Origin of the sequence: Enterococcus sp. AZ095a, from assembly GCF_050546735.1 — a bacterium.
Classification (GTDB): Bacteria; Bacillota; Bacilli; order Lactobacillales; family Enterococcaceae; genus Enterococcus_D; species Enterococcus_D entomosocium.
Map to the genome: position 1 here is coordinate 3468090 of NZ_CP172953.1, position 26068 is coordinate 3494157.

Sequence of the window (26068 nt, forward strand, 5' to 3'; positions counted from 1 at the left end):
ATGCCCCTCAGTCCGTTTTAATTCAATTGATTGTCAGCAATCATTTGCGTATTTTTTAAGACTTCATCCAAATCTGCTCCATTGACATAGTCCAAAAAGCCTTGATTCATGATGTCTTCCAACGCATATGTGTTTTTTCCAAAGTTTACCGAAGGAATTTCATTTGCCCAGTTCATGAAATCTTGATAGATAGCCTGATCGTCGAAGAAAGGATCTGGTGCATGATACGCATCTCCTTGTGAGGCGGGAACGTAAGAACCGATTGCTCCAACGGTTTGAATCAGCTCTTCGTAAAAGGCGATATTTTTGCCGAATACGTCAGCAATATAGCTCAGGGCTTCTTCTTTCCCATCGATATCTAACACATAAATTGACGAGCCTCCGAGATTGGTTGCATTGACTGAACCTTCGATCGATTCTTGCTTGGGCACTGGAACGACTGCCCAATCGCCACTTTGACTTTCTTCTGCTTTCACCGATGGCGTGATCCAGTTGCCTTGTAAAACGCCTGCTACTTCGCCGCTGTTAAAACCTGCTAGCATTTGATCCCAGCCATTGTGCGTTGTCATTACTCCTGAATCAAGCAGCATTTTCAAATCTTCAAGCCCTTGTTTCAAAGAAGGATTGCCGTCAATAAACGGCGTTTCACCATCCTCTGCGGTATACCAATAACCACTGGAATGCATCATCATTCGCAAATGTCCTAGATCGTTCATATCGATGGACAGCAATGGTTTGCCAGTTGATTCTTTCACACGGACCCCCAATTCATTGAAGGTTTGCCAAGTGATATTGGTGAAATCTGACAGTTCCAAGCCCGCTTCTTCAATGATCGATTTTCGCAAGTAAACGCCTGCTACCCCTGAATCAAACGGCATCCCATACTGCTCGCCATCGATCGAAGACACCTCGATTTTGTAATCCATAAAGTCGTCAACATTTATATACTCAGTCAATGGAACGAAATACTCTGGAAACACTTCTAAAAAAATACGAGCGCGAAAATCTTCAATCAAGACGATATTAGGCAATCCTTGGGTACTGCCTGAACTAAAGATGGTATTCATTTTTTGTACGCTGTCTTGTTGGGAAATCTCGGTGACATTGATTTTGAAATCAGGGTTTTCTTCTTGATGGTATGATTCCGCCAACTCAAAGGCTGCGATATTGAATTTTGGGTCCCACGCCCAAATGGTGATTTCCTCTGCGCCGTTTTGATCGCCCCCCTCACGCTCTGGCGTATCGCTGCCATTCCCACAAGCAGCTAAGCCTCCTAGTCCTATTATTGCCATACATAAAGCTATTTTTTTCATTGTTTTGCTCCTTCCACTTTTTTTTGATAATTCATATTAAAATCAAAGGCAAATGCCTGATTTTTTAATAAATACTTCGGTAAAATGCCGGGACCGCAACTGGCACTTCCTAATCCTTGCACCCCATAGTCAATGTTGACGGCAACTGCATCGCTGGTTTCTAATTGATTGGTATGGGTCGCTTGTTCCAAATTGTTCTGGGTGTAGTGATGCACACTGAAATTCAGCGATTTGCTGGAAATAGTCAGTCCCGCTCCAGAAGGCTTAGACAAACGGAAGAATTTGGTCTTCATGCGGTTGCCATTTTCTTGCGGCCGCACATACGGCGTGTGCATCTCTGGAACGGTTCTTTCCCACCAATCGAAAAACCCGCTTTGGCAACTATCAGGATAGGTTTCATGCGGCCCAAGTCCCAACCACTGCACGTTCTGATGTTCTTTGTTGATCATCAGCTGCACACCGATTCGCGGCAGAGTTTTCGGCCCATTGCCAAACGGGGTTCCTTGGACTTCTACACGGATGTCGTCTGCCAATGAAAGACGATACGTAAAGGACAATTCTATTCCCCAGTCGAGGGAAATAGGCATGCTGTTGCGGCGAATCTCAACTTTTATTTCATCAGGGCGCTGTTCATAGGTAAACGCGAGCACACGCTCCTTTAAGTGGCGAATGCGAAACGCTTCCCATTCCTTGGCGATGCTTGCCGAACCAAATTCTTCACTGCCTAACAAGTCGTTGTCAGTCGGTGCCCGCCAAAAGTTCATTTCAAGCGGTTCAGTAAGCAAGGCTTGTTCTTCGATGAGCCACTGGCTCAAGGCACCTGTTTTCTTATGAAAAATATAGGTCTGCTCAGCCAAAGTAATCCTCAGTTCATCGACCGTTTCTGAACAGTGAAAGGCATCCGATTTGGGTATTTGTACGCTTTTTACTGGTTGATCAATGATGGCTTGTTCCCAAGCAACTGCGTGTTCTAGAGAAAAATCTGGGGCACTTTCTTCAAAGAAAAACAGCGTGACCACTGCCTGTGCTCTTCCCGCTAAGCTCAGCGTAGCTTCTTCTGGCAGGGAAATGGTTGTTTCTTCCTGAGGCAGAAGGTCGATTCTTGGCAACTCTTGTAAGAAAATCACCTGATCGTCTTCCTTGATTTGCAGGACTGGCTGTAAAGAGGCTAAATTTCGAAAGTCGAAACGGTTAGTGATGCAACAGGTCTGTTCTGAGAGCTGGAAGGTGATTTTGACAGGCTGAATCACTTTCTTATACTCAAACAATGCTGGCGATGGCGTACGGTCTGGAAATAGCAATCCATCAATCACAAAGTTGCCATCTTGGATTTTCTCTGCGAAATCACCGCCATACTTGTAGTACGTCTCACCAGAAACGTTGTCAATGCTCTTGATACCATGATCGATCCACTCCCAAATAAAGCCGCCTTGTAACCGGGGATAGCGATAAAACAATTCCAGATATTCGCTCAATCCACCAGGGCCATTGCCCATCGCATGACCATATTCACATAAAATATGCGGTTGTGTTAGTGAACGTTCCCCTTGTTCTGCCATTTCGCCAACAGAAGTATACATAGTCGAAATGACATCAGACGCTTGGCACGCTTGCCATTCTCCCAAGGCTTTCAAGTGCCGTGCTTCTCCTTCATAATGAACCAGACGACTGGGATCTAATTTCTTGATCAGCTGCGCCATCTTCAAATGGTTTTCCCCATAGCCAGACTCATTTCCTAACGACCAGAAAATGATCGAAGGATGGTTTCTATTTTTTTCGACCATTCTTTTTGCTCGGTCTAAATACGTCGGCAACCATTCCTCACTACTGCTCTGTTCATTGATCCTTTGGGTGATATCCATCCCATGAGTTTCAATGTCTGCTTCGTCAATGACGTACAGCCCATAACGATCACACAGGTGATAAAACTTTGTATCTGCTGGGTAATGAGAACACCGAACGGCGTTGATATTGAATGCTTTCATCATCTGCACATCTTGTTCCATCGTCTCAACCGTCAGACTTCTACCAGACTCACAATGCCATTCATGGCGATTGATACCCTTCAGAACCACCCGTTTTCCATTGATTTGGAAAATACCGCCAACTATGGAAATCTGTCTAAAGCCGACTTGGAACGGAATGACCTCCAACAGTTCCTCGCCTTGATACTGTTTCACCAAAAGATGGTATAGGTACGGTTCTTCTGCGTTCCAAGGAATTATCTCTTCAATGGTTGCAGAAATCGTCCAATCCGCTTTCGCTCCTCCTTGGCGTTTCTCAGCTTTCTTTAAAACGGTTACATTTTCTTGATCTAGCAATTCGATTTCTATCGTACGTTCTAACTGCTCTGGCATTGTAGGATCAAAGAAAAGCGAAACTTCCAAGAAGCCATCTTTATATTGATTGCATAAATCCGCTTTGATCGTTACATTTTGAATCGACTGCGGCTTACGGGAAAACAAGTAGACTTCTCTAAAAATTCCGCCAAGCCACCACATATCTTGATCCTCGACATAGCTCATCGCGCTCCATTGTTTCACCTTTACACTAAGCACATTTTTGCCCTTTTGAAGATAGGGTGTGATATCAAACTCAGAGACCAAGCGACTGCCGGTGCTGTAGCCGACATATTGATCATTGACATGCACTTCAAACACCGATTCCACACCTTCAAAGTGAAGCACATGCTCAAGATCAATGTCCTCCACAATAAATGCTTTTCGATAAAAGGCGGTTGGATTCTCCATCGCAACAAATGGCGGATCAATTGGAAAAGGATACTGGACATTCGTATAGATTGGTTTTCCATGCCCTTGAAACTGCCAATGAGCAGGTACCTCGATTTTTTGTTCATACACAACTTGATTTTCTGCCTCACCCAAATAAAAATCCCACAGACCATTTAATGACTGATACCCAAAAGATGCCTGTGGATCCCCTTGCATAGCTGCTGCGACCGTTTCATAACTAAAAAAACTGGTTCGAGGCGACAAGCGGTTTTCATGTAGTATTGCTGGATTGAATATTTTTTCTTGGAACATAGCTTCCTCCTGATGTGTTTCGTCCTGTCTGTAACAACCAAGTGACTTCTCCTCTATATGGTCCCCTCTTTAAAGATGGCAATTACATAGAGATAAATTTGTTTCTGCTTTTCAAGTACTCCCTCCTTTCATTTCCTATGTAAGTTACTAAATATATTGATGTTTAACAGAAAACCCAAAATATTATGCGTTTAACGCATAATATGCCGTAGCACAAAATTACTCACCTAAAATAAGGTTGAGGTGATTTTTATGTATCATAGAATTCGTGACTTACGCGAAGATAAAGACTTGAATCAAGAACAACTTGCTAAACTACTGAATATCAGCCAAACAACTTACTCCCGCTATGAGTCAGGAAAATTAGACATTCCTACCCAATCTCTGATTAAACTTGCAGATTTTTATTCTACTAGTGTCGATTACTTGCTTAATTTAACAGACCATCAAAAGCCTTATCCTCGTAACTAACAACATAATATGCGCAAAACGCATAAAAGTCAATATGCGATAAGAGCATAATTTAGAATAGTATCGAGGTGACGTGAATGTTTCAACGAATCCGCGATCTGCGGGAAGACAACGATTTAACCCAACACCAGATTGCTACTCTTTTAAATATTTCACAGTCAACGTATTCTCGGTACGAGAACGGTGAGTTAGAGATTCCTATTCAAACGTTGATAAAGTTAGCAAATCATTATGATACTAGTATTGATTATTTGGTAAATATGACTGATATTAAAAATCCTTATAGGTGACTTTAGAGTTAGTAAAATATAAACAATCTAATTTTATTAATCTTCAGGGCATATTTTAACTAATTAAACAGAATTTTCACTTTAGAATAGTGACATGTACCACAATTTTCTAAATATCTAATTTCTAATTAAAACATAAGACACTACTATTATTAGTCAATAACTTCTTCTCCATATTAGAATTTAGCAAAAAAACTACCTTCCAAAAATCGATAGGTAGCTTCATAAAATATATAGTTTTTAAATGCAATTGACCCTTATTTTCAATTATAGTAGTTATAGAAAAATTATTAAAAGCCTATAGATAAGTAAATTCAGCAAAATTAAGAAGATAAGCACATAGATTTTTGGAATCTCCGGTTCTTTTATATAACGGTCAAAATATTTCGACTCAAAAAATAACTCATCTATATAAAATTTTTTGGGTTTCTTAAATTCTTTTTTCATTTCTTGAAATTCTTTTACATATATAATCCATATAATTACTAGGGATATAATAAATATCATTAAAAATAAAGTGACCTTTTCTGATTTGGAACAAAATAGTGAAATCCATAGATCTTTACTTTTTATACCTTGGAGCTCACTATAAACAAATAGTGCGATGGATGAACCCCCAACCTAAGAATTTCAAATGCAAAGACTGTAAATTTTCTTGTCTATGTTTATTTATCTTGAAGAAATCTTCACGTAGCATATTTACTTGTTCAAAATATTTTATTGAACATTTTGATTTTGAGTTACAAGATTTAATTTTATGGCAAAATCCGAATGTTAACCCACGGTGTATTCGTATTCGTGGGTATACCACGAAAGCAAGAGAGTACATTTTTCATTTCACTCATAAAGGCTTAACGCCTTATTTTAAACTGGCATCTTTTGAATCCTACCATGATGGCATATTCAAGAGTAACAAGCAATGACAGACGCCACGTTTGTCAAAAACCATTGTCTTTAATAGATGATTTAATATTACGACATTCCCAACTGGGCGATTTAGTGATTGATTTATTTTTAAGTAGCGGTGTATCTGACCTTTGCGCAAAAAAACTAAAAAGACGGTTCATCGGATATGTGCAAGACAGAAACGCTTTCAAAAAGATTCTAGGGTACTCAAATAACTTATAGATGTTTCATAAAATATTAAAACAAGGAGGACTTAGCCCGTGCATCATGTATTAAACGAAGATTATCAAACAGAATTTATCGAGCTTACTCACATTGACACTACAGTATCCGCAAAGAACTTCTCAGATTTATTGAAAGAGAATAAAACTTATTTTCTTAATGGTGCATGGGGTTCTGGAAAAACAGAATTTCTAAGAGAAGTTGAAAAAAAAGCAAAAAAAGAAACCAAAAAGAGGTTTATCACTTTAGATTTTTGGAGAGTAACTGATGAGCGTTCAGTAGTTTCTATCGCTTTTTCAAAACTATTACCAAAAACATACTGGATTTTAAGATCTGCTATGATATTATCTGTCGTCATCTCAATCTTAATGACAGACATTGTAAATCTAGGGCTTTCTAAATTTTTGGGTACTCTTTTAATAGCACAAATTGCGGGAGTAGTAGCTTTAATTGTAGCAGTATGGAGCTTTTTTAAGATAAAATCTGATTCATTTTACGTGTGGGTACTTAAAAAATACCCTTTTAAGAACACGGTTCTAGTTATAGATGATTTTGATAGAATTGATTCTCCCATGCAGGAACAATTATATACATTATTTAATATTCTTGAAAATAGAATACCTATCATTTTTGTAGGAGACTACAGTAAATTATCGCAGAATGATGGTAAATTTCTTCAAAAAATTATGAGCCGCAAAGTGGAACTTCCTTTTACTTTACAACCACAGAATATCTGGACCGAGTATTTTAACGTGTTGGAAAATAAACTACACTTCTCTATTCCTGATGAGCTTAAAAGAATAGTAATCAATGAACAACGTAACTTACGCGAGCGTGAACAGTTTAATGATTACGTAAATAATGAGTTTTTTACTCGTAAGAAACTGAATTATGTTCAACCCATCCATCAACTACTGGTTATATACGTCTATCTGTTTCATCCAGAACACTATAATACCTTATTATCTAATTCTGAATTTGACTTTGCAGAGCAATTTCAGAATCAAGAAAAAGAAGTTCTTATTTCTACTAACAAAGATATTCTTCATTCACTTTTATATGCGATGCAGCGAACAGAAAATGAAGGATATCCATACCCATTTATAAAGAATAGACAAGGATACTTTTTATATGAACAACCTTCAAATCAAACAGTTCAAGATTTAGATTCGCTTATACAGGATAATGAGTCCTTAACACATAACCTCTTATCTGACATGGACTCAGACTTTTACACTTATATAACTAGTAACTATGAAGACTTTGAAAAAGAGAAAAAACACAAAATCTTTGTTGCAACTTTAAAATTAGTGAAAGAATACAAGTGTAGTCCTCTAATACGGTATATTATCAACGAAAAAAATGAAAAATTAATGCCTAGAAAACAGTATATGGGAAATAATACGTGGGGTATTCCAGATAAACGAGCACATAAAAGTGATGAGCAAATTCGTAAAGAGATATACGATTCTTGGCATAATATACTGAGTAAGCATGATTTTGACTTTTCTCAAGAACTTTATCTACTTGAAAAATATAGCGAATTACACTTTCATGCGTTAGGTGTTCTTTTTACAAACATCGAACTTTCAATTGAGAACTTTAAGCATGTTAGACGGAAGGATGTTTTGTTAATTGCGTATCTTTCATCAAAAAATATGTATGCAAAAATGGAAGAATGGTCGGAGTCTGTTTGGCAGATTATTGAACAGTTTCCTGATACTCAATATCTTTCATTTTGGGTGGCTCAGGGGATACTCGATAATAATAGAAGGCATGAATTTGATATAATTCCTGAAAATAAACAATACATCTTATTAGAAAACAAACGCGACTTTGAGTCTTACAATACGTTTATAGATCATAGCTACACTATCCAGAAGATTGAACCTAGATTAAATGAACTTGAAAACAAAGGATACACTTTCACTAGACGAAATCAAAAATAATGGTTCTTCGACATTTAGTGTTGGTAGAAAAAGATACAACTGAAAATTTAGTCATAAACCAGTTAGGCAAAGTGCTTAACTGGTTTTTGTTTTACTTGGAAGATTAAGCCTTGAATGAGATATATTCTTGCTCGAAAGTTGTGGAAGTTTCGATAGCCGTAGGCTACTCGTTTTATCACTTTTATCTTGTTGTTTGTTCCTTCTAGTGCCCCATTACTATACCTGGTTTTTAAAGCATATTGAATCCCTAATTTGTATTTATTTAAAAACGTCAGCTTCTTACAAAACCATTGTGGGAGGCGTTGATCTAAGCTGTTGATCGTATCGAAAAAGCTTTGGCTGTCCTTGTGTTTAAAGTGATAGAGGAGGAGTTGACAGGTCTCGTAAGCCCTTGTTAATTGCTCGTCATAACTCAAAAGTTCATCGACGATCGCTTTTTGCGTCATTGGTCTACGAAAGGATCGATCATATTGATAATTGGAACTATCCAGATCATAGGCATGCTTCAGGAGTAATTTCCAGAATCGCTTCAGTCGTCGATACTTTGTCGGTTCCGTTTTTTGAAAGCTGTTCATTGTTTTAATTCGCAACTGGTTTAACGCACGAGTGATTTGTTGGACAATGTGAAAGCGATCGGTCACGATTTTGGCGTTTGAGAAGACCGCCTTTACAAGTTCAAAATAAGGGACATTCATATCCATCACGACGTATTTTACGTTCACTCGTGCTTTACGAGTGAATTTAAGAAAATATGGTTTTAAGAAAGCCAGGCGACGATTCTCCAATACACCGATTAATTGCTGGGTCTGCCCATTCATAAAAACAAAACTCATTTTTCCACTGCAAGACTTCATCGATTTGAACTCGTCAAAACAAAGGACCGAAGGTAATGTATCAAAACGAGGATGATACGTTTTTAAACAGGTGTGCAGGACACGTAGAACGGTTACGTCAGAGACAAAATAGCGATTGGAAATTTCTTTTCTTGTTGTATTCTTCGCCAGTTCCAAGGCAATTTGAACCTTTAATTCCTTTGAAAGATAGCAGTTTTCATCCACCAAATTTGTCTGAGCGTTGAATGTCGACTGACATTCTTTACAGTAAAAGCGCGTACGTACCAAGCGTAATTCTGTTTTGGTTGCTCGATAAGGCAAAAGTTGGACTTTTGTTTTATGTGAGCTTGATGATTTGTCCTTCATTTTTGATGCCACATTTACGGCAATGACTTGGTATATAGCTAAGCTTGGCATGGATAAGATTGGTGCGAAACCCCTCTTCTTCTATCGTCTCTAACCACTCTTCTTCGAAGAATAAATTTTCATCTGTCAAACCTAACAAATTTCTAGTACAATGATCCGTGGAGATATCCTATCTTGGTTTGGTTTTGTTTTAGACGACTAAATTCTACCAGTTAGGCTATCTCTTTTTCTATCTTTTTTTACAAAAAAAGTGTTGATAGAAAATCCGTAGATCTTCCACCAACACTAAATATTGTAGAACCTAAATCTATTAGATTCATTAAAATAACAAATTTTAGTTATTATTTTTCTGAATTCTACTGTCAAACAATACATTAAAGATATCATTTTCTATAAACTTATCCAACAGTCTAATATTTTTAAAAATTTCAACTGACTCCAAATACTTATTTTTTAATCCAACCTCATCAATAAGTTTTTGGTCTTCAGTTGATATTTTTTTATAAATACTGTCAAATATCTTTTTTATTACTAAAGATAGTTCTGCTTTTGTTAGCTCTTTGAATCTTATTTTGGTATCTATCCTTGAAAAAATCGGAAAACCAAGTACTTCAGCAATATTTTTTTCATTATTGAAGTTAGATGTTAGTATAAAAATACAATTTGATACATCAACCTTATAATTTATATCTTCAAACTCTCCCTCATCAAACATCTGATAAAAAACATTATACAGAGAGGGTGATACTTTATCAAATTCATCAATTAACACCACATTTGTTTCCCTGGATAATAAGTCTCTCGCCAAAGATGGTTTTCCATGAGTATCTCCAAATATATATTTATAAGCTTCATCTGTTTGCATCATGGAAAATTGAATTCTTGTGAGCTTTCCATCATAAAAACTACTTATTTTTTTGGCAAGTTCAGTCTTTCCTACTCCTGAGGGCCCGTAATACAATAATACTAATGGTTGATTTTCTTTCAAAACCGCAGATTTGTACAAACCAACACATGTTTTTTTCTTAGCTTCCTCTTGTCCTACAACATTACTATTTTTTAGCTTATTATAGAATTTAATGATATCTTCAGAATCTGCTTCATAATAATCAGACTTTCGGTTTTTTATTATACTATCAAACTCTACCTCCAACGAATACTTGACACGTTTAGGTGCATTTTGAATATATAAATTCTCAATATCATGTCCTAAAATTACTATGTTAGGGAAGTTAGTAATTACATGATCTGTTACAGAAGCAAAATCATCAGAATAAATAACTACATTTTCAATAACATTTTTATTTACTTCACCAACTTCATTTACAGCAGATGTATCATTAGCTCTAATTTTTTCATTGTATTGTCTAATCAATTCCATAAATGGAGTATATTCTTCAACACCATGTTTTTTCATATAGGCATTGAAATCCTTTTTTGATCCATCAAAAAGAACTATCTTATCCATTTATTTCACCCCTGCCAATATTACATCATATACTGGGACAATTTCATCAGGTATATTATTTTCTTCAGAGTTATTATTACCAAATCCTTGAAAATCCAACTCAGTTTTATCTGAATTTAAATCAAATTCTCTTTCAAAGTTTAAATCAGACATAGATGTTTCTCCTACATATATAGAATACAAATTTAAATTCATTCTTCTTAAATCTTGAATTCTATAATTATTTTTGAAAGAATCGATATTAAATCGGAAAATTCTCTTATCTATACCTTTATCAGTTGAATTATCTTCAGATTTATCTTTTGTTCCTATCAATTCATAATACCCTTTAGTGTTCCTGATTCCTTGGTTCATCTTAGATACTGTCATTGTTATCTCTTCGTCTACTCTTTGATTCCCTTCCATCATTTCTGTTATAGGGGCAATCATAGCAAAATAAGTCATAGATTCTTTATCAATAGTCAATTTATATCCACTTGTAATATCTATCAATGATTTTCTTTTTCTAAATTCAACAGTATCTAAAAAATCGTAGAGCAAAGTATTTTCCAATAATGTTTTTGCAATTCTTCCACCATGAACGGCTCCAGAAACCCCAACTTGACCCTCAATTGATCCAGACAACCCTGTTAATTTTTCAAAAACAGCTTTAACTGCACTTTGCTTTCCAGCGGCTGCACTGGCTTTTACTCCACCATTGGCTTCACCACTTACTTCATTAACTAGTTCTATTGTTTGATTAAAGTTTCCTTTTTTCTCTATCTGCAATAAATCAATTGCAGATGTCTCATCAAAATAAATTATTTTTTTTAAATTTTCCGCCAAAACAAACCCTCCTAATAATGTACTCAGTAAATATATTATAACAGTTTTAGAAGTTTCTTGGTAAACATAAAAAGACACCAGTAAAATACTGATGTCTTTTGCTTTTATATTGATAAGGAAATTGGCTTTTACACCAATTTCCACCAAATAATAGTCCAAAACGTTGGTATATATGAAATAGATTAACGTTTTGAAAACTGTGAAGCTTTACGAGCTTTCTTAAGACCTGGTTTTTTACGTTCAACCATACGTGCGTCACGAGTAAGTAAGCCAGCACGTTTAAGAGCTAAACGGAAATCAGGATCAACTTGTAACAATGCGCGTGCGATACCGTGACGGATTGCACCTGATTGTCCAGCGTATCCACCACCATTTACGTTTACAAAAACATCGTATGAACCTTTAGTTTCTGTAACGCCGAATGGTTGGTTGATTACTTCACGCAAGTCTGCGTGTGGGATGTATTCTTCAACATCTTTTTTGTTAACAGTAATTTTACCAGTACCTGGTACTAAACGTACGCGGGCTACTGCATTTTTACGACGGCCAGTGCCGATATATTGAGCTTGTGCCAATGAAATTCCCTCCTATTAGATTAAGTTTGTGATGTCCAATACTTCTGGTTGTTGTGCAGCATGTGGGTGTTCAGCGCCAGCATAAACATGAAGTTTCATTCCTTGTTTACGGCCTAAAGTGTTTTTAGGAAGCATGCCTTTTACAGAAGTTTCGATCAAACGACGAGAATTTTTAGCACGTAATTCTCCAGCAGAGACTGATTTCAATCCTCCTGGGAAGTTTGAGTGACGGTAATAAATTTTATCGCTTGCTTTGTTACCTGTTAATTTGATTTTTTCTGCATTAATGACGATTACGAAATCGCCTGTATCCACATGAGGTGTGAATGTTGGTTTATTTTTACCACGTAAGACAGATGCTACTACTGCTGAAAGACGACCCATAGGAACATCTGTTGCATCTACTACGTACCATTTACGTTCTACTTCGCCTGGTTTGGCCATATATGTTGTACGCACAATTTTTTCCTCCAATTCAATTTCACGAATGTTTGACATACACTTGAGTTTCCGGGGCTCTTGTGGGGCAAACAATACCATATAACATAATACCTTCTATAAAGCCTAATGTCAACGTAATTCCGCCTCTTTTTGAAAATTTTCTCCATTCGTTTTCTCCCATTTTCTCTGAAAAACGAAACTTGTTGTTGCAGGTTTCTAAAACTGAATACCATAATGAATATTATGTATAAACTTTCATTAACAAAGTGAGCATCCACTTCTTTTCCTTAACCATCGATAATAGTATAAAAACCTGATAATCGCCACTTTTATGTATAAATATTTAATTTTACCCTTGATTTATTATTTTTATTCTGATAAGATAGCTTCAATCACTTGAAAACACGCGGAAAAGGAGTTAATAAGTATGAAAGAAAAAGTAATATTGGCCTATTCTGGAGGATTAGATACCTCCGTTTCAATTAAATGGTTAACGGACCAAGGATATGATGTGGTGGCTTGCTGCCTAGATATCGGTGAAGGTCGCGATACCCAATCCATTAAAGACAAAGCTTTGGCAGTTGGCGCGATTGAATCTTATGCCATCGATGCCCGCGAAGAATTCGCCCAAGATTTTGCTTTGATCGCTTTACAAGGCAATACTTTTTATGAAAATTCTTATCCTCTTGTTTCCGCTTTGTCTCGTCCATTGATCGCCAAGAAATTGGTGGAGTTGGCATTAGCGACTGGCGCAACGACCGTCGCCCACGGCTGTACTGGTAAAGGCAACGACCAAGTTCGGTTTGAAGTAGCGATCGCCGCTTTAGCGCCTCACTTGAAAGTCATCGCACCGGTTCGGGAATGGAAATGGTCCCGGGAAGAAGAGATTGCCTATGCGGCTGAAAAAGGAGTGCCGATTCCCGCTGATTTGGACAATCCGTATTCCATCGATCAAAACTTGTGGGGACGTGCCTGTGAGTGTGGCGTCTTAGAAGATCCTTGGGCAACGCCGCCAAAAGGGGCCTACGCTATCACGCAAGAATTAGAAGATACTCCTGACGTACCAACGATCGTTGAGATCACCTTTGATCAAGGGGTACCGACGGCCATTGATGGCGAAACGATGAATCTAGCAGAATTGATCATGAAACTGAACCGGGTGGCTGGCGAGCATGGCGTTGGTCGGATCGACCATATCGAAAATCGTCTGGTGGGAATCAAATCACGGGAAGTTTATGAATGTCCAGGAGCGATCGCTTTGATGACGGCTCATAAAGAATTGGAAGATTTGGTCTTTGTACGGGAATTGGCGCATTTCAAACCAATCATCGAGCAACAATTAGCGCAAGTCATCTATGACGGCTTATGGTTCAATCCATTGACGGAAGCCTTGATTACCTTCCTGAAAAGCACACAAGTCTACGTCAACGGAATCGTGCGTTTGAAATTATTCAAAGGCAACGTCATTTGTGAAGGACGGAAATCTGAAAACAGCTTGTACGATGAAAACTTAGCAACGTATACTTCTGCAGATACCTTTGATCAGCATGCGGCTATCGGCTTCATCAAATTATGGGGACTGCCAAGCAAAGTGCACGCTGAGATCCAAGCACAACAGCAACTAACAGAAACATTGATTTAAGTATGCACGGCTGAAGCTGCCGCTTCAGCCGTAATCTTTTTTGAGGTGAGAATATGGCAAAATTATGGGGCGGACGTTTCGATGGGAAAAACGAAGCATGGATCGATGCTTTTGGGGCTTCCATCACGTTTGATCAAAAGTTAGCAAAGCAAGACATTCTTGGCAGTTTGGCACATGTCAAAATGCTGGTCCATACGGGCATCATCAGTCAGCCCGATGGCGAAGCGATCATTGGCGGCTTGACCACGATTCAGCAGCAATTAGCCGCTGGCGAATTGACCTTCACGATTGAAAATGAGGACATCCATTTAAACATCGAGACATTCTTGCATGAATTGATTGGACCAGTGGCAGGCAAATTGCATACTGCCCGTAGTCGTAATGACCAAGTGGCGACCGATATGCATTTGTATTTGAAAGAAGTCGTGCAAGACGTGATCACTTTGATCGCTGAATTGCGAGAAGTGCTGGTTTTACAAGCCGAAGCCAACATCTACACCATCATGCCCGGTTATACCCATCTGCAGCATGCACAGCCGATTTCTTTTGCCCATCACCTCTTAGCCTATTACAGTATGCTGACGCGTGACCAAGAGCGTTTCAGTGAGAGTTTGAGCCGCATCGATGTGATGCCTTTAGGCAGTGCCGCTTTGGCAGGAACCACCTTCCCCATCGATCGTGCCTTCACCGCTCAAGAGTTAGGGTTTAGCAATATTTACAGCAACAGCCTAGATGCGGTCAGCGATCGTGATTTTATCTTGGAATTTTTAAGCAATGCCTCTTTATTGATGATGCATCTGTCTCGTTTTTGTGAAGAGCTGATTCTTTGGTGCAGCCACGAATACCAATTTGTGGAACTGACCGATACCTTCTCCACCGGCAGCTCCATCATGCCTCAAAAGAAAAACCCTGACATGGCGGAGCTGATCCGTGGAAAAACAGGACGTGTCTATGGGAACCTCTTTGGTCTTTTGACGGTCATGAAGGGCTTGCCGCTGGCGTACAACAAAGATTTCCAAGAAGACAAGGAAGGCATGTTTGACAGTGCCGAAACCATCACGAAAAGCTTGCAGATCATGACGGGCATGATCGCAACGATGAAGGTCAATCAAGCACGGATGCAAGAATCCACTGAAAAGGATTTTTCCAACGCAACAGAATTAGCGGATTACTTAGCCGGCAAAGGCGTGCCTTTCAGACAAGCCCATGAGATCGTCGGCAAACTCGTCAGTGAGTGTTTGAGCAAAGGCATCTATCTGCAAGATGTTTCCTTGGAAGACTACCAAGCGATCCATCCTGCCATCGACAGCGATATTTTTGAAAAACTTGATTCCTATACCGCCGTCAAAAATCGTCATTCGTATGGCGGCACCGGTTTTGATCAAGTGGCACAGCAAATTGAAGCCGCCAAAACATTATTGGCGGGCAAGTAAAAAAACCAGCGAAGAAAATTCTTCGCTGGTTTTTTTGTTGATTAATGACGTACGCGAGATTTCGCTGGATCGATCAATGGCGCTTCGCCTAAGTGCGCTTGGATCATCCAAATACGTTTTTCGATGGCTGTTTTGAAGCCGATGAAGATATCTTGGGTTGGATCGTCGCCTTCTTCACCAGATACTTCGATCCCTTTTTGGTATAAGTCCGCTAAGTAACGGTAGCCTTCCACCAATGTAGCTAAGCGTTCTGGAATCGTGCGGTCCCAGTTGCCGACTTCATCAGGGATTTGAGTGTGTTCTGCCATTTCACGCAAAGTTGAATATGGTGAACCGTCTAATGTAATCAAGCGTTCAGAAACTTCATCCAATTGCTCATTTAAATCATCCATGAATTCGTCCATCATTGGATGCAATGTCAAAAAGCCAGGTCCACGCATGTACCAGTGTGTTTGGTGAACGACCATAGCCATTTGGCTTAAATCAGCAACAAGTTGGTTTAATACTTCTTTTGTTTGTTCAAATTTCATAACGATTCCTCCTCTAAATTATCTATTTTAAGGATAATACGAAACAAATAAAAAGTACAACAAAATCATCTATTTGAGAAAATTTCTCACTCTCTTACGTATTTCTTTATAAGGAGGATCAAAAAATGACGATTTTCGTGTTTTTTTTAGGCGCTTTACTCGGCTTCTTTTGGCTTATGCTCTTACATACCCTGTTTTGGAATCCACCAAAAAGTGATTCTCGTTCTCATTACGAGAAGGTGAACAAAGTTTCGGATAACCATTGGTTTTTTCGCCTTCCTACGAGATGGCTTTTACCCCTGCTTTATTGGGCCATCGTCTGCTTGTGCTATGGCGGACTTTGCGTGGTTGCCTTTCATGATTCCCAAAGCTTCCTGGCTTTTGTCTGGCTGACCAGTGCCTTTTTACTCAGTTTGACCGACTTGATAGACTATAGCGTCTACCCGCAACTGCTGTACCCCGCCCACCTACTGCTAGCGCTGACACAGCTTAGGAGCGGCGCTTCTTTTCAATGGCTGTCTTTAGGCTTGCTGGTTCCACTGGTCTTTTTTGTCTGGCAGAAAAAAATGGGCGGCGGCGATCTCTTAGTGCTGGCAGGTTGGAGTATTTGGCTAGCGCCAACGACCCTTTTGGCCCTCTTACTAATAGCCAGTAGTCTTGGTCTTCTCGCTTTTTTTAGCTATCAAGGCATCTGGAAGAAACGATTGGCGCAGTTGCCCTTTGTCCCCTTCTTGAGCCTGGGTTTGCTGATTGTTCGCTTCATAGCGTTCCATACTTTTGACGCTTTTTTTCTTTGAAGTGAAGAAAAATAGGGCAGGAAAAAGCGGGACAAGTTGGCCTCATCCCGCTTTCTCTTTCTGCTCTGTTGCTTCCCCTGCCTATGATAACGGCGTCCGTTTTTTGCGATCAAGGTAGATGCCTACTGCGATCACTACTAACAACAGTCCCAAGACGACCCAACCAGCGGTCGTGGTGTCATTGGTTTTCGGTAAGTTGCCAGTTCCCGGTTTCGTTGTTTTGCCTTCTTTGACACGGTTGTTGAATACCATGTCTGCCGTTTGTTCCGCTTCAGCCACTAATTTTCCGTCTTGATCTTTGACGGTGACCGTCACTTGATAGGTGGTTTCATCATAGATGATCGTTGCGTCATTGCCAGCTTTTTCACGAATCGTGTAACGATGTTCCCCAGCATCGTCATACGTCAATGCATCAAAGGTAATCGTTCCATTTGCGTCATTGCGTTGGGTTTGCAGAACCTTTCCAGCTTCATCCACTAATTCAAATATGAATTCGTTGGCTTGCAAGTCTCTACCCGTCAAGACTTTCTTAGCACTTAGTACGACACTGCCAGCTTGTGGCTGGTAGCTGTTTTCAAAGACTTGACTGCCTTCGTACTCCGCCACTGCCGTCAACTGTCCAGCTTCATCGGTGACCGTTACGACTACTGCCAGTTCTTTCGTATCGTAGGTGATGGTACCGTCAGTTCCTGCTTTCTCACGAATGATGTAGTGGTACTCACCTGTTTCATCATAGGCGAGAGCGTCAAAGTAGATTTGTCCGGTTGCATCATTGGCTTTTGTCTGAAGTACAGTTTCGTCTTCATCGACTAGTTCAAAATCGAATTCATTTGCTTGTAGTGTACGACCAGTTAAGACTTTCTCGGCATTCAATACGACACTACCAGCCTTTGGTTGATAGCTGTTTTCAAAGACTTGATTGCCTTCGTATTCTGCCACTGCGGTCAACTGTCCGTCTTCATCGGTGACGGTAACGACTACCGCTAGTTCTTTTGTATCGTACGTGATAGTGCCATCGCTGTCTATTTTCTCACGAATGGTGTAGTGGTACTCACCTGTTTCTTCGTAAGGGAGCGCGTCAAAGTAGATCTTGCCAGTTGCATCATTGGCTTTTGTTTGAAGAATGTTCCCTTCTTCATCGACTAGTTCAAAGTCGAATTCATTTGCTTGTAGCGTACGACCGGTCAATACTTTCTCGGCACTTAGTACAACACTGCCGGCTTTTGGTTGGTAGCTGTTTTCAAAGACTTGGTTGCCTTCATATTCCGCCACTGCGGTCAATTGCCCGTCTTCATCGGTGACGGTAACGACTACTGCCAGTTCTCTCGTATCGTAAGTGATGGTGCCATCGTTTCCTGCTTGCTCACGGATGGTATAGCGGTATTCGCCAGCTTCCTCATAGGCGAGAGCGTCAAAGTAGATTTGTCCGGTTGCATCATTGGCTTTTGTTTGAAGAACAGTTCCTTCTTCATCGACTAGTTCAAAATCGAATTCATTTGCTTGTAGCGTACGACCGATCAAAACTTTTTCGGCACTCAGTACGACACTACCAGCTTTTGGTTGATAGTCGTTTTCAAAGATCGCATTGCCATCATACGTTGCTTTTGCCACCAGTTGCCCGTCTTCATCGGTGACTTTCACGACAACGCCAATTTCTTTCATGTCATAGGTAATGGTACTATCTGCGTCAGCTTTTTCTCGAATCGTGTAGCGGTATTCGCCGACTTCGTCATACGTTAATTCATCGAAGTAGATTTGTCCGGTTGCGTCATTGGTTTTCGTCTGCAACACGTTGCCTGCTTCACCGACTAGCTCAAAGGAAAACTCGTTGGCTTCCAGCGTGCGGCCCGTCAATACTTTCTCAGCATTCAGCACCATTCCACCGTCTTTTGGCGTATAGTCGTTTTCAAAGACTTGATTGCCTTCGTATTCGGCCACTGCGGTCAACTGTCCGTCTTCATCAGTGACGGTCACAACTACCGCTAGTTCTTTTGCATCGTAAGTGATGGTACCGTCAGTTCCTGCTTTCTCACGAATGGTGTAGTGATACTCACCGGCTTCCTCGTAAGGGAGCGCGTCAAAGTAGATCTTGCCAGTTGCGTCGTTGGCTTTTGTTTGAAGAACAGTTCCTTCTTCATCTACCAGTTCAAAGGCAAATTCGTTGGCTTCCAGCGTGCGGCCCGTCAATACTTTCTCAGCATTCAGCACCACTTCGCCAGCTTTTGGCGTATAGTCGTTTTCAAAGACTTGATTGCCTTCATATTCCGCCACTGCGGTCAACTGTCCATCTTCATCCGTCACGGTCACAACTACCGCTAGTTCTTTTGCATCGTAAGTGATGGTACCGTCAGTTCCTGCTTTCTCACGGATGGTATAGCGGTATTCACCTGCTTTATCATAAGGAATAGCGTCAAAGTAGATCTTGCCAGTGGCATCATTGGCTTTTGTTTGAAGTACAGTTCCTGCTTCATTGACTAATTCGAAGTCAAATTCTTCTGCTTTCAAATCACGACCGATCAGCACTTTCTCAGCATTCAAAACGACACTACCGGATTTTGGCGTATAGTCATTTTCGAAGACTTGATTGCCTTCATAGACTGCTTTCGCAATCAACTGGCTATCTTCTTCCGTGACGGTCACAGTTACCTTTAGTTCTTTGTCGCTATAGGTGATGGTTGGATCATCGCCGGCTTTTTCCCGAATCGTGTAATGGTATTCGCCAGGCTCATTGTAAGTGATGGCGTCAAAGGCAACTTGACCGTTGCCATCATTAGTTTGTGTTAAAATCACAGAGCCAGTTTCATCCACTAGTTGGAACGTAAATTCGCCGTCTTTTAGCTCGCGCCCATCAAGCAGCTTCTGAACATTCAAGGCGTGGGTCGTTTCTTTGATTTCCCGCTTGTTGGCTAGTTCAAAGACATAATTGACTTGCTTATCAGAAATAGTGAAGGTGTACTGAGTCGCATCTCGTTCGTATCCTTCCGGTGCGGTGATTTCTTGGATCATATAATCGCCGTAACGCAGATTGTCGATCCGATCAATGGCGTTGCCGTTTTCCATGATCTGATTGTTTTTGACCACCAGATTCGACAAGATGACTTCATAGGTATTTTGCGCATTTTTGCGGCTTAATTGGAAAACCGCTTCTTTATCGATCCCTCGTTCTTTGGTGCCGTCTGCATCGTATTTCATGATCGTCAAAGAGCCGTTCGTCCCAGAAGACGTTCCGCTGCCATCTGTCGATTTGATAGTGATTTCTTTGGTCACTGTGTGAATCTCGATCTCACTACCCGTCAAATTGACACTGTTGGCCACCCGTTCATTGTTCAAAATCCCGGGATCAAGCTGTGTTTGATAAACAATAAAGTATGGTTTATCAATCATTTCTTCAAAAGCGATCACTAACGATTGCGTCCCTGCTACCACATCCGAGGTGATTTTCGGATTGTCCTCGTTGGTGAAGGTGACTTTTTCTCCTTTTTCCCACGTGCCATTGTTTAAGACCGCTTCATACACATCTACGATCACGGCATCGTCGGCATCTCGTAAAAAGGTGTGTTGATTGTAGTTGATGGTATCGGTGACCACCGCATTGTGGATTTTGCGACTGTCAGCGTTGATCATGATTTCCCAATCGATCAACCGATTGTTGTCGGCATTCTGACTACCGTTTTTCATCAACCAGTCCGTTTTCGCCGACTTATCGGCTTGGCCATCCGCGGTCAACGTTGTATCGTTGTCTGTCAACGTGATGGTATTTTTGTAGGTAAATACATCTTCCGCTGCTTCCGTTGCCAAGAAGACCGCCAGTGTTTCTGACGTTTCTTTCAGCAAGGTGATCGTAACTGTCTTCGAGTCAGGGTCATAAGTGTAACTGTAATCCTCGTTTAGCACCAATTGCTCTTTCAGTGCTCTGACTTGCGTCGTATACCCAGTTACTGTGACCGTGTAAAGCGCCAAGTCTTTCAAGGTTTGGCCTTCTTGCAGCTGGTCCGTGATGATTGCATCTTTGTTGATTTTTTCTTTGTACGTATTGAATAGCCCCATCCAATAGACTTGATCGCTAGAGGCGGTCTGCTCATCAAAAATAGTTCCTAAGTTCCGACCTAATACGGCAGTAATCGCTTTGGCGACATCTTCCCCTTCACCAATAAATAGGCCGTATTTCAAGGCATTTTTTAACCAGTTGGTATCCATCCAAGTATTGGATTCAGAGGCTTCCGTGAACGTATTGCCGGCTTCGTCTTTATAATGGACAAACGCTGCATTACTAAAACGACTACTAGAACTTCCTAATGCGATCTGCTGTGAAACATCGAAGCTAGTTTTGAAATTAACCGTGATCGTTGCCGAAGTCGTTTGGTACGCCCCTTGCAGCTTGATGCGAAAACCCGTCTCAAGTTCCTTCGTTGTGCCATCCGTCAGTGTTTTCGTTTCTTTGATCCGCTCCAGCGTATAGTCGGTATCAAGGACCAAAGGCTCGGTCACGCCGCTTGCCGTCACTACCAGCGTATCCGCCAACAAGGCCAGTGCGCTGCTGTTTGCGCCAGAGATCAATTGATAGCGGTCTTCGATGATCAGGTCGCTAACTGTTTGCTGATTGGTATTGGCATCAATCTTCCATGCGACAGTCTTCGTCTCATAATCTTTGGTGCCAGCTGTTTTCACGACACCGATCGTTTTGGTTGGCGTCACGATCCCACTGCCCGTCAACGAGCTATTTTGATTGTCGCGGACCGAAGCGTAGTTGTAAATACGGGTATCGGCTAAAACCGATTCATATAGCTGAGTATCGTATTGAATCTTGTAGTAACCAGCTTTGGCAAACGTGATACCAAAGCGTACGATTTCCCCCTCTTTGTCCAGCTGGTACGTCCCATCAAAGGACCAATCTTCTGCTGGAATCGAGTTACCATCTTTGTCTGTGATCACCAAAGTCTCTGGCACAAAAAAGTGCAGGGCTTTTTCAGGATCCGTTCCTGAATAGGTCTGATCCAAAACTTTGGCTTGGTCTTTGTCCAATGTGACGGAAATTTCCCATGACGCTCGTTTCGTTTCTTGATCATAGCCTTTGAACCGTTTGTATTCCGATTGCTCATCGTAAGTAACCGTTGCTTCTGCAGTTTTTTCTGTAAAATCGCTACCGTTGATTGTTGCCGTGTTTTTGAAAGAAGAAGCCGTTGGATCGGTGACCGCACTATTGATGACGATGCGGACCGGTTGATTGACGGTTTGATTGAAGGTAAACGTGTTGTTGACGCTGTTAAAGGTATATAAGCCATCGGTACGAACCCACTCCTCGGTGGCTTCATCGTACAAGTAGCCTGTCGAAGTACTATAAGACAAACCTTGAGGCATTTTATCGGTGATCACCACATCGTGCAATTCACGACTGGTTTGGTTAAAAATAATTTCCCAAACCACTGAACCGCTGGAAGTCACGTTACCAGTCTTAATGATATCGACTTCATAAATCGGCAATGTAATGATGATCTCATGACCATCTTCATCGTAGATCCCAGTATGAATCGTCACTTCTTCAGTAACGGTACTCACACTTAATTCAGTGATCAAATCAATGGTCCCCGAACGATTGGATAATGTCTGTGCGGCCTCATTAAACGTGACGGTCAATGTACCATCATGATCCAAGGTAAAGGTTCCGATCGATTGTCCGCCAGAACGAGTCAATTCGCCGCTAACGGTATTATGAATGGCAAAATAGTCTGGCAATTGATACGTATAATAATCGCCTGCGCGAATTTCTTCCGTATCTGCTAACGACCAGTCAAAATGAATTTTGATGTTGCCGTTATACATCGGTGGATTTTCGGCAGTGAAGGGTTGATCGTTTAAGTCAGTAATTCGGACATTGTCAAAAAGTTGTACTCCCCGTTCGTTTAGGTTGGCACTAAGATTCTCAGCGATAGTAGAAGCTTCCGTTTCCGCCTCAGTATCTGGTGCTCGGGGTTGAATGCTGTTTTGATTCAGTGTCGAAGATGCTTGGGTTGCTTGACTTTCACTAGGGACGGTTGCTTGTTCTTCTTCTGCTTGACTCGTTTCTGACTGAACTGCTCCCGCTGTCGATGAATCCGTAGGTGCTTTTTCCGTATCGATCGTTCCGGTCTCAGGTTCGCTACTTTCCAGCGTTTCAGCCGTTCTTTCGGTACTTTCGGTTGCGTTGATTGCTTCTGCTAGTATGATCGTTGGTTCACAAAAAATGGAGCCAAGCAAGACTAGCAAACATATATAGATAGAAAATTGTTTTTTCATAGTTGCTCATTCCTTTTTATAAATTTTTTCAATTGATCTCGGAAGCGCTCGACGAATAATATTGTTCAACAGTGAGCAAGATATCCCAACAAACAACTGCTTTTTGCCTCCTCCCCATGATTCAAAAATTTTGGTCTTTGCTACTTGTATCAAACGTATTACTACTATTCCACACTTCTATTTTCCCAAAATTTGGGGGTGGGATGTATTCAAAAAAAATACAACACGCAATTTTTTTGAATACATGTAAAAACGTGATACTATTTACTTAAAAGGGGGCTCAGGGGCAATCATGTTACGGAAATTGTTATCATCTACAACACAAAAGAAACTACAGCTGATTGAGTATTTATTAGACGATCAGGGGACGAGTCTTCACGATTTGGCAGTGAAATTTTCCATTTCAATGTCTGCAGCGAAAACCTATATCGCGGAAATCGCCAATGAATTTTCGTTTCTGGACTTACAATTTGACGATTATTCAGCTGTTCGCCTACACTTGCATCCTTTCGCTACTCGACTAGACGTATACAGCCAGTTTTTAAATCGCTCGTCTGCGTTTCAATTGTTAGAACTACTCTTCTCATCAAGTTTCACTAGTTATGACATGCTGGCACTAGAATTAAATTTAAGCAAGTCATCGATCATTCGTTTGATCAAGAGGATCAATTTGGTTCTGGCACCGTATGATTTCTTCATCGCGACCAAACCCATCCAGTTAAAAGGAAATGAACACAACATTCGCCAGTTTTTTCTGATTTTCTTCTTAGAAAAGTACCAGTATGAATTTGTGGATGCCAACATCAACCAAGAACAGGATTTTTTGAAAATCGCCCGTATCATGGCGGCAGCGACGCCCTTAAAGCTTTATTTTTCCGACATCAAAAAAATCGCTTTTGTGATCTATATCAACACGAAGCGCGATCGCCTATACGCCTCCAACCCCAATGGAAACCACGTCGAATATTTCTTAGAGAAAATCGATTTGAGCGAATTTACCGGCTACAGTCGGGCCTACGTCGAGAAAATGGTCGGTTATGTCACGACCCATATTGGTCAAGACCCCAACGTCTTTCGTAAGACCAAACAAGAGTTTTATCAAATGACCAAACGTATATTTAAAAAGTACAACTATCATGAAGCCGACTTTGAAGAGAAACTCGACGCTGTGGTCTTTTCTTATTTTCTTGGGATCAACTTGCGCGTTCCTTACTGCATCTTGGATGATCGCTTTGCTCGTTTTGTCAACAACTGTGATTTGGTCCAACAGGCAGTCAATCGAGACATCGTTCACCTTTTGACCCATTCAAATTTACCGATCATTCGACCAAGTACGATCAATTACCTGATTTATATTTTCCATATATCTTTCCCAAATTTCGCTAAAGAAATCATCGATGCCAATGCTGGCTTTCGCTTAGCTTTGTTTTATGATACGAATAGTTACCATACGGAATTTATCCAAACGAAAATCCAACAGTTTATTCCTTATCAGCTAACCATCACGATTTTAAATCCTCTGGACTCGTTTTCTCTGACCAGACTGGACGAGACTTATGATTTGATCATCGGCAATCTGACCCCCTCCTGCAGAAAAAACTTATTTCATTATGCAGACATCAACCTGACTTCGAATGATTTGGCGTTTATCGCTCGGCAGGTTCAGGAAAAGGGGATTCGTATGCTGCAAGAAAATAATGCGCAATAAAAAAAACACCCTTGAAAAGCCGCAATTTAGCGATTTTCGAGGGTGTTTCCATTATTTGTTTGCTGTTTAGTTTTGTTCACTACGCCATGGCTGGATATTTTGCTGGCGATACAGAGCTGCTTTCCCAATTGCATTGAAGAGGGACATTTTTTGCGTAACCACTGTTTTGGCTGCCTCAATGCATTCTGGGTAAATAGCATTTGGATCCCATAATTCTGTTTCAGCTAAAATTTGACGGCATTTTTTGTAAAAGGCGTATTTATAATCAGAGGAGATATTTACTTTTTGGATACCGATTGCCACTGCCTGAGCGATTTCTTCATCGGGATTGGCCGATCCGCCATGCAACACCAATGGGATATCGACACGATCTTTGATTTCTTGTAAGACATCCATTTTTAATTCCGGTTTGATATCTTTCGGATAAATACCATGGGCAGTTCCAATCGCAACTGCCAGAGTGTCAATGCCTGTCTTCTCAATGAATTCTTGTGCATCTTCTGGACGAGTATAAATCACTTCGGAGACGCCCCCTTCAACGGAGGTTCCGGTATTACCGATCGTTCCCAGCTCGCCTTCGACAGAAACCCCAATCGGATGGCAAATCTCGGTAATCTGTTTTGTCAGAGCAATATTTTCTTCAAAAGGCAGCAACGACCCATCAATCATCACTGAGCTGAACCCGCAATGGATCGCCCGCATGATACTCGCCAGACTGTCGCCATGATCCATATGGATCACGATCGGCACAGAACTGTTTTTCGCTCTGGAAACTGCATAGTGGAAAAATTCATCCTTTGTAAAGGCCAATTCTGTTGGGTGGATCGCAATGATGGCTGGTGCATCGTTTTCTTCCGCTGCTTCGATAACGACGCGTAAGAAGTTACTGTCTGCGACGTTAAAGGCACCAACGGCAAATTGATTTTCTTTGGCAACGGTCAGTAATTGTTTCATATTGATCAACATATAAGTGTGCTCCAAT

At 40.6% G+C, this 26068-nt stretch carries 17 protein-coding genes and 1 pseudogene; 8 read left to right on the forward strand and 10 right to left on the reverse strand.

Annotation, left to right across the window (positions count from 1 at the left end; translation table 11 throughout):
- Nucleotides 1-17: 17 nt before the first annotated feature.
- The gene (locus IGJ26_RS16065; RefSeq protein WP_430599743.1) at nt 18-1313 is read right to left on the reverse strand and encodes an ABC transporter substrate-binding protein; all 1296 of its coding nucleotides are present in this window, start codon (nt 1311-1313) and stop codon (nt 18-20) included.
- On the reverse strand, nt 1310-4357 hold the full coding sequence (locus IGJ26_RS16070) for a glycoside hydrolase family 2 TIM barrel-domain containing protein (RefSeq protein ID WP_430599744.1): 3048 nt from the start codon (nt 4355-4357) through the stop codon (nt 1310-1312). Before IGJ26_RS16070 ends, IGJ26_RS16065 begins: the two co-directional genes overlap by 4 nt.
- 252 nt (nt 4358-4609) lie before the next feature.
- On the opposite strand from IGJ26_RS16070, the gene IGJ26_RS16075 reads away from it, so the two are divergent.
- The 4 genes from IGJ26_RS16075 to IGJ26_RS16090 all read left to right on the forward strand — a co-directional run bounded on the left by IGJ26_RS16075 (nt 4610) and on the right by IGJ26_RS16090 (nt 8195).
- Nucleotides 4610-4828 carry a helix-turn-helix domain-containing protein gene (locus tag IGJ26_RS16075; RefSeq protein WP_015510596.1) on the forward strand — a complete coding sequence of 73 codons (219 nt, stop codon included), beginning with the start codon at nt 4610-4612 and terminating at the stop codon, nt 4826-4828.
- 77 nt (nt 4829-4905) lie between these two features.
- Nucleotides 4906-5118, forward strand: a complete 213-nt coding sequence (locus IGJ26_RS16080; protein WP_430599745.1) for a helix-turn-helix domain-containing protein — start codon at nt 4906-4908, stop codon at nt 5116-5118.
- A gap of 894 nt (nt 5119-6012) precedes the next feature.
- On the forward strand, nt 6013-6246 hold the full coding sequence (locus IGJ26_RS16085; RefSeq protein WP_194943348.1) for a DNA methyltransferase: 234 nt from the start codon (nt 6013-6015) through the stop codon (nt 6244-6246).
- Between the two features lie 38 nt (nt 6247-6284).
- Nucleotides 6285-8195 carry a P-loop NTPase fold protein gene (locus tag IGJ26_RS16090; protein WP_153884008.1) on the forward strand — a complete coding sequence of 637 codons (1911 nt, stop codon included), beginning with the start codon at nt 6285-6287 and terminating at the stop codon, nt 8193-8195.
- Between the two features lie 62 nt (nt 8196-8257).
- Here IGJ26_RS16090 and IGJ26_RS16095 read toward each other — a convergent pair.
- The 5 genes and pseudogenes from IGJ26_RS16095 to rplM all read right to left on the reverse strand — a co-directional run bounded on the left by IGJ26_RS16095 (nt 8258) and on the right by rplM (nt 12724).
- A pseudogene (locus tag IGJ26_RS16095) lies at nt 8258-9560 on the reverse strand (ISL3 family transposase).
- Nucleotides 9561-9728: 168 nt separating this feature from the next.
- Nucleotides 9729-10862, reverse strand: coding sequence for an AAA family ATPase (locus tag IGJ26_RS16100; RefSeq protein ID WP_430599746.1), 1134 nt, complete (start codon nt 10860-10862; stop codon nt 9729-9731).
- Nucleotides 10863-11831, reverse strand: coding sequence for a DUF6414 family protein (locus IGJ26_RS16105; RefSeq protein ID WP_368854548.1), 969 nt, complete (start codon nt 11829-11831; stop codon nt 10863-10865).
- Between the two features lie 38 nt (nt 11832-11869).
- Nucleotides 11870-12262, reverse strand: a complete 393-nt coding sequence (gene rpsI, locus IGJ26_RS16110; protein ID WP_003128901.1) for a 30S ribosomal protein S9 — start codon at nt 12260-12262, stop codon at nt 11870-11872.
- A 15-nt stretch (nt 12263-12277) separates the two neighbouring features.
- Nucleotides 12278-12724 (reverse strand): 50S ribosomal protein L13, encoded by a 447-nt coding sequence (gene rplM, locus IGJ26_RS16115; RefSeq protein ID WP_301280258.1) that lies wholly within the window; start codon nt 12722-12724, stop codon nt 12278-12280.
- 406 nt (nt 12725-13130) lie between these two features.
- Between rplM and IGJ26_RS16120 the strand changes: the two genes are divergently transcribed.
- Both IGJ26_RS16120 and argH read left to right on the forward strand, forming a co-directional pair.
- Entirely contained in the window at nt 13131-14345 is a 1215-nt protein-coding gene (locus IGJ26_RS16120) for an argininosuccinate synthase (protein ID WP_005230386.1), read from the forward strand.
- 53 nt (nt 14346-14398) lie between these two features.
- Nucleotides 14399-15778, forward strand: a complete 1380-nt coding sequence (gene argH / locus IGJ26_RS16125) for an argininosuccinate lyase (RefSeq protein WP_430599747.1) — start codon at nt 14399-14401, stop codon at nt 15776-15778.
- Between the two features lie 41 nt (nt 15779-15819).
- Here the strand turns inward: argH and IGJ26_RS16130 are convergent, their stop codons facing one another.
- The gene (locus IGJ26_RS16130; RefSeq protein ID WP_005230382.1) at nt 15820-16308 is read right to left on the reverse strand and encodes a Dps family protein; all 489 of its coding nucleotides are present in this window, start codon (nt 16306-16308) and stop codon (nt 15820-15822) included.
- A 125-nt stretch (nt 16309-16433) separates the two neighbouring features.
- On the opposite strand from IGJ26_RS16130, the gene IGJ26_RS16135 reads away from it, so the two are divergent.
- A complete protein-coding gene (locus IGJ26_RS16135) occupies nt 16434-17105 on the forward strand; it encodes a prepilin peptidase (RefSeq protein WP_430599749.1) in 672 nt (223 codons plus the stop codon).
- An 81-nt stretch (nt 17106-17186) separates the two neighbouring features.
- Here the strand turns inward: IGJ26_RS16135 and IGJ26_RS16140 are convergent, their stop codons facing one another.
- Entirely contained in the window at nt 17187-23378 is a 6192-nt protein-coding gene (locus IGJ26_RS16140) for a Spy0128 family protein (RefSeq protein WP_430599750.1), read from the reverse strand.
- 292 nt (nt 23379-23670) lie between these two features.
- Between IGJ26_RS16140 and IGJ26_RS16145 the strand changes: the two genes are divergently transcribed.
- The gene (locus IGJ26_RS16145) at nt 23671-25086 is read left to right on the forward strand and encodes a helix-turn-helix domain-containing protein (protein ID WP_430599752.1); all 1416 of its coding nucleotides are present in this window, start codon (nt 23671-23673) and stop codon (nt 25084-25086) included.
- A gap of 66 nt (nt 25087-25152) precedes the next feature.
- Here IGJ26_RS16145 and IGJ26_RS16150 read toward each other — a convergent pair whose 3' ends face one another.
- On the reverse strand, nt 25153-26052 hold the full coding sequence (locus IGJ26_RS16150) for a ketose-bisphosphate aldolase (RefSeq protein ID WP_008381754.1): 900 nt from the start codon (nt 26050-26052) through the stop codon (nt 25153-25155).
- Nucleotides 26053-26068: the final 16 nt, after the last annotated feature.